This window comes from Streptomyces sp. ICN903, assembly GCF_022015835.1.
Lineage (GTDB): Bacteria > Actinomycetota > Actinomycetes > Streptomycetales > Streptomycetaceae > Streptomyces > Streptomyces fenghuangensis.
The window spans coordinates 1-2,007 of sequence record NZ_JAKMAY010000519.1; the positions used below are offsets into that span (position 1 = coordinate 1).

The window sequence follows — 2,007 nt, forward strand, 5'->3', positions numbered from 1 at the left end:
GGGGCGGTGGTTCCGGGCGGTGGCGCTGCTGCTGGCCGTCGTCGCCGCGGGTGCCGCCTTCCGGGGAGCGCCCGGAGACGGGAGCGGGGACGGAGACAGTGCCCTCCCCGCGGCCCGGCCCGCGGCCGGGAAAGCACCGGCGCCCCCGCCCGCGTCCTCGGACGGGGAGGAAGGCGGCGCGACGGTGCAGGCCCCGGTGCGGATCCCGGACGCGGAGGCGGTGCGGCTGCTGCGTCCCGGGGACAGGGTGGACGTACTGGCCACGCCCGCCGGCACCCCGGCCGGCGGTCCCGCCGACGGCCCGGCGGACAGCGCGCGGACCATCGCCCGGAACGTGCGGGTGGCGGCCGTACCCGAACCGGCCTCCGGGCCGGAGGCCGGCCCCGGCGATCGGGAGGGGGCGCTGGTGGTGCTCTCGGTGCCCAGGGCGACGGCCGCCCGGCTCGCCGGCGCGGCGGCGCACTCCCTTCTGGCGGTGACGCTGTGCTGACCGACGCCCGCCAGGACCCGGGCTGTGGCTCGGGCTGTGGCCCGGGCTGGACAGTGCGCGCGGTGTTCGTGCAGCGTGTGCTGCGTTCACCCGGCGGAGGCCGGAGCGCGTGTGCGGAGGAGAGGCAGTCTCTTGAGCGAGAAGCAGGGCGTCCTGGCCGGGTTCAGGTCATTCCTGATGCGGGGCAACGTGGTCGACCTGGCCGTTGCCGTCGTCATCGGGGCGGCCTTCACCAAGATCGTGAACTCGGTGGTGGAGGGTGTCATCAACCCGGTGGTGGGCTCCATCGGCCCCAAGGACCTCGACCGCTACCAGTCCTGCCTCCAGGGCCCGTGCGAGTTCGACAAGGCGACGGGCGCGGCCCTCAGCGGCATCGCCATCAAGTGGGGCTCGGTGCTGAGCGCCGCGCTGACCTTCCTGATCACCGCCGCGGTCGTCTACTTCCTGATGATCGTGCCGATGAACAAGTTCAAGCAGCGGCTGGACGCCCTGAGCGCCAAGGAGGCGGCGGCGGAGGCCGCGACTCCCGTCCAGAAGACCGAGGTGGAACTGCTCACCGAGATCCGCGACGCGCTGCTGGCCCAGCGCGAGGGCAACGGCACCACGGACGCCGCCGCCCTGCTGACGGCGCAGCGCAACGCCTCCGAGGGCAGTGCCGGGCCGGGCTCCGAGGGGCCGTCCGGTGCGTCCGGCACATCCGGGGGCACCTCGAAGAAGCCCTGACGCGAGCGTCCCCCGCAGTGCCCCGCGGAAGGTCTCGCCGGTGGCCTCAGAGGTGGTGCGGGGGCTTCTCGTCCAGGAAGCGGGCCAGATCGCCCGCGCCGCCGTCGCCGCCCGCCTCCGGGCGCTCGCCCCAGCCGCGGTCGGTGTCGTCGGCCGAGGGCCGGCTCAGCGGATCGGAGAAGTCCAGCGCGGAGGCCGGGTCGCGGGGCGCCGCGCCGGAGCCGGAAGTGGCGGGGGTGGCGGGAGTGCTCATCCCTCCAGAGTACGGCGGCCCCGGTCCGCTCCGGGAAGGAGGATCATGGCCCCATGAGCGCCTCGAGGGTCAACGACGCACTGACCGATGTCCAGGGCCTGCGGGTCGGCCACGCCCAGCGGATCGGCGACGGCTGGCTGACGGGCACGACCGTGGTCCTCGCCCCGGAGGGCGGGGCGACCGCCGCCGTGGACGTGCGGGGCGGCGGGCCCGGCACCCGGGAGACCGACGCCCTGGATCCGCGCAATCTGGTGGAGCGCGTCGACGCCGTGGTCCTGACCGGGGGCAGCGCCTTCGGGCTGGACGCCGCCTGCGGGGTGACCGCCTGGCTGGAGGAACGGGGCAGGGGCTTCCCCGTCGGCCCGGAGCCGGACCAGGTGGTGCCCGTGGTCCCGGCCGCCTGCCTCTTCGACCTGGGCCGCGGCGGATCCTGGCGGGCCCGCCCCGACGCCGCGCTCGGCCGGGAGGCGGCCGAGGCGGCCGCCCGTACGAGCGTCGGCGAGCCGGTCTCCCAGGGCAACGTCGGGGCCGGTGCGGGGGC

The 2,007-nt window shown here is 76.1% G+C and carries 4 protein-coding genes; 3 read left to right on the plus strand and 1 reads right to left on the minus strand.

From position 1 onward, the window contains the following. Both L7D48_RS28425 and mscL read left to right on the plus strand, forming a co-directional pair. Window positions 1-490, plus strand: a 490-nt coding sequence (locus L7D48_RS28425) for an RcpC/CpaB family pilus assembly protein (RefSeq protein ID WP_374494143.1), incomplete at its 5' end; no start/stop codon positions are given. 132 nt (window positions 491-622) lie between these two features. After that, entirely contained in the window at window positions 623-1,213 is a 591-nt protein-coding gene (gene mscL / locus L7D48_RS28430; protein ID WP_237883918.1) for a large conductance mechanosensitive channel protein MscL, read from the plus strand. A gap of 46 nt (window positions 1,214-1,259) precedes the next feature. Here the strand turns inward: mscL and L7D48_RS28435 are convergent, their stop codons facing one another. Beyond that, window positions 1,260-1,466, minus strand: a complete 207-nt coding sequence (locus tag L7D48_RS28435; RefSeq protein ID WP_237883920.1) for a hypothetical protein — start codon at window positions 1,464-1,466, stop codon at window positions 1,260-1,262. A 53-nt stretch (window positions 1,467-1,519) separates the two neighbouring features. Between L7D48_RS28435 and L7D48_RS28440 the strand changes: the two genes are divergently transcribed. Further along, window positions 1,520-2,007 (plus strand): P1 family peptidase (locus tag L7D48_RS28440; RefSeq protein ID WP_237883923.1); only part of this gene is annotated, 488 nt, incomplete at its 3' end.